Origin of the sequence: Thiocapsa sp. (assembly GCF_035467215.1) — a bacterium.
Lineage (GTDB): Bacteria > Pseudomonadota > Gammaproteobacteria > Chromatiales > Chromatiaceae > Thiocapsa.
The window spans coordinates 1-3551 of record NZ_DATITZ010000126.1; the positions used below are offsets into that span (position 1 = coordinate 1).

Here is a 3551-nt window from a genome sequence, read left to right on the forward strand (position 1 = left end):
CCATTTCGTTGGGGGCGCGCTGACCCCTTGGGGATACGATGAGATGAACTCCCAGAAATCGCTAATAGTCTCTTGGGAGAACCGGTTCTTGTGAGCCCGCCCCACCTTCAGTTCGTCCAAGTGCGGCGGCAACTCTGGCCCGGAAGCCCCGAAATAATGGAACTTCCTCGCTATGAGAACATTCACGCCGCCCAGGTCATGGGCCTTTGTCTCTGCGTTCTCTTCGTGTCCGTCCGAGTGCATCGACCGTAACTGCCGGAAGCCGCCATCAGGTAGAGGCTTGTAGATGTTGTCCCCTGCCTTACAGACCACTTCGCCCCTGCTGTAGTCCGGTATCTTGTTCGTAAAACGTCTATCGCGGTAGTAACTCGCGTAGTTGAGAATTTCATCGACCTCCATCGTAAAAACGACGCGATTCCCACTATCTTTCGGGCTGAGTCCGACAATCCAATCCCCGACTTCAGCGGTCCGCCGGATGCTCGGCTTGCAGTCGGCAAGCGTACAGCACCCCCAAAATGGATTGGGAGAGAAGCCGGTGTCATGTGTCACGATGTAGGAGTAGAGCTTCATCGATGGTGCATCCTTTCGTTGCTGCAGTGGCCTAGGATGGCGCGGCCGCGTCCGACCTAGACTGACGCGGGCCACCCGTGCGCTAAACTGCAATATGAGTTTCGGGTGCTGGATCTAATTTTCCCCTGCCGTCCTATCTTCAACGATACCCGCGCCCACTCTACCCCGGCAGTAACTCTAAGGACGGCGCGCTTTCCAACTTGGATCGATATCTTGATCTGCTCGCGCCGAACGGCGTGCCGGAAATGATCCCGTGGTACGTGCCTCGGTACGCCCGGAGCCGAACTGTCTCAATCAAGGGTCTTAATCCATTTTAGAACGGGTTTTACATTCGAAACTTCACGCTCCCGCTGATAATACTGCTCCTTTTCTCGATAGGCTCGCTCACGCTGAATTCGCATCAGCTCTTCATTGTGTAGCCTCTGTCGATGCTCGTTTGCAATGCGATGGGCCGTTTGATAATCCATAGCTACTGCCGACGATGCCAATGTTAGGCTGATCAAAAACATGATTTTTCTCATAGCACTGTCTAAATGAGTTTGCCGAAGCAGGGAGCCCAGGGTCTTGTAATCCTGCGTCTCTGGGCTGAGTTGACGCCATGGCCAGATCACTCCGAATCGCGCTTGCGCGGGACCTGTACGGTTTCGTAATCCCTCACCGCGAGTGAGTCAGGCCCGAGAGACGGAATTCCGGTGGCCGACGCGGACGATTTCAAAGATCAATCGCTGATCTTCGCTTCTTTACACCACGCGATACTGTCCTACTCGTATCCGATAGGTCATTGCGGCGCCAGCCAGTTTGCGGCAACCATCCGGTCTTGGGTTGATGCCGAGGGACATAACGGCGTCGAGAAGGCGCCGAAGGGTGCCACGCTTGATGTGCTAGATCTCCTTGCGCGCGGACTCCTTCCACTCAATCCGATATGAGGCCATCGCGTTCTAGCTCATCCATGACTGCCTCGTGGGAAAGGGTTTGCTCACCGCGGCGCTCGGCGACGATGGCCAAGTCCGCGAGATCCTCGATCAGCGACGCGTATTCTTCGATCGGCAACACGACGGCCTTGCGATGTCCGTTGGCGTCCGTGATGTACTCGGGATGAAAGGCGTGCTTGGCGTTCACGAGAGGCTCCGGGATACCGTAGGAGGTGGCAAACATAGCCCATGGCAGGTGCCGAGACAACGATGCGTGTCATGGGTTGGTCCAGGGGAGCACAAGGCTTTTGAGTAGACCGGCGCTCCAATGCTCGACATTCCTAGCCGATCCACAAAGTCTTTGCGTTGACGAACTCATGGATGCCCAAGGCGCCGAGCTCGCGCCCGTAGCCCGACTCCTTGATCCCGCCGAAGGGCAGGCGGGGGTCGCTCTTGACCAGTCCGTTGACGAAGGCACATCCACACGCCATCCGGCGTGCAAAGCGCTCGCCGCGAGCGCCGTCGCACGTCCAGACGCTGCCGCCGAGCCCGAACCGGGTGTCGTTGGCGATCTCGAGCGCCTCCTCCTCGTCGGCCGCGCGCAGGACGGCCGCCACGGGACCGAACAGCTCCTCGTCGTAGGCCGGCATGCCGGGTACGACGGCATCGAGCAAGGTTGCGGCGTAGAACCAACCCGGGCGGTCCAAAGGCTGTCCGCCGAGGATCAGGCGTGCCCCGGCGTCGAGGCTCGCGAGCACCTGCTCATGGAGTGCGTCGCGAAGATCCGCGCGCGCGAGCGGTGCCAAGGTCGTCTTCGGGTCGAGGGGATCGCCCGGAACCAGTGCCTCGATCGCGGTTCGCAGGCGAGCGACGAACGCCTCGGCGATCGCGTCGACGACGATGAATCGTTTGGCCGCGATGCAGCTCTGGCCGGCATTCATGAAGCGCGAGCGCACGGCGGTCGCGACGGCCTCGTCGAGGTCGGCGTCTTCCAGTACCACGAAGGCGTCGGAGCCGCCGAGCTCGAGCACGGTCCGCTTGAGGTTCTCGCCTGCGATGGACGCGACCCGTCGGCCCGCCGCGTCGCTGCCCGTGAGGCTCACGCCGCGCACGCGCGGGTCGGCGACGACACCCTCGGCGCCGCGGGCATCGATCAGCAGTGTGCTGAAGACCCCGTCCGGGGCGCCCGCATCCTCGAAAAGGCGTTCGATCTCCAAGGCGCAACGCGGGACGTTCGAGGCATGCTTGAGCAGAACCGGATTACCCGCCGCGATTGCGGGCGCGGCGCAGCGAAACACCTGCCCGAAGGGGAAGTTCCACGGCATCACGGCGAGCATGGGCCCCACCGGCTGATGGACGACCATGCTGCGCGAGGCATCGGAGGCGATCGGCTCGTCGGCGAGCAGTCGTTCGGCGTTCTCGGCATAGTAGTCGCAGACCAGCGCGCATTTGCCGAGTTCGGCCTCGGCCTCGCCGATCAGCTTGCCCATCTCCAAGGTCATCCATCGGGCCAAATCCGGGGTTCGGGCGCGCAGGAGCGAGGCGACCTCATGCAGCAGGTGCGCGCGTTCGGCGATCGGCCGGGCTCCCCACGTCGATGCGGCCCGCGCTGCCGCGTCGAGCGCGGCCTCCAGCGCGGTCTCGTCGATCGTCTCGATCTGCTCCAGGGGCTCGCCGGTGTAGGGGTTGATGGATTGCAATGGCATCGGGGTGTCTCCTCCATTTCGGTCGGTCCGGTCCGAGAATGGACCCATTCCGGTTTGAGCCGCAACGGCGCCGGGTGTGCCGAGGCGCTTTCGATCCGGCGCCTTTCCTCGCCTACAGCAACCCCCAGCCTTGCTCGTCCAGAACATCGAAGATGTCCTTTCCCGACTCCGGGTTCTGCCACTGGAGCACAGAGCCCAGCCGATGTTCCGCGAGGGCGTCGCAGCACCGCTCGAACAGGGCTGTGTTCTCGCCGTCCGGCAATAAGTGCGAGGGGTACCGAAGCCCGTCGACTGCTTCCGGGGCCTCGTAGATCCATCGTGACCATGTCTGCGGAATGCGATAGTCCATGCTGGCCAGCAGACC

At 61.8% G+C, this 3551-nt stretch carries 5 protein-coding genes; all 5 read right to left on the reverse strand.

From position 1 onward, the window contains the following. The coding region (locus tag VLR48_RS07305; protein ID WP_325291148.1) for a hypothetical protein at positions 1–570 on the reverse strand (570 nt) is incomplete at its 3' end. 290 nt (positions 571–860) lie between these two features. Further along, a complete protein-coding gene (locus VLR48_RS07310) occupies positions 861–1091 on the reverse strand; it encodes a hypothetical protein (protein ID WP_325291149.1) in 231 nt (76 codons plus the stop codon). A gap of 391 nt (positions 1092–1482) precedes the next feature. Next, on the reverse strand, positions 1483–1689 hold the full coding sequence (locus tag VLR48_RS07315; RefSeq protein WP_325291150.1) for a hypothetical protein: 207 nt from the start codon (positions 1687–1689) through the stop codon (positions 1483–1485). A gap of 133 nt (positions 1690–1822) precedes the next feature. Continuing rightward, positions 1823–3187 (reverse strand): NAD-dependent succinate-semialdehyde dehydrogenase, encoded by a 1365-nt coding sequence (locus VLR48_RS07320; protein ID WP_325291151.1) that lies wholly within the window; start codon positions 3185–3187, stop codon positions 1823–1825. Positions 3188–3299: 112 nt separating this feature from the next. Beyond that, a partial coding sequence (locus tag VLR48_RS07325) for an RES family NAD+ phosphorylase (protein ID WP_325291152.1) occupies positions 3300–3551 on the reverse strand: 252 nt, incomplete at its 5' end.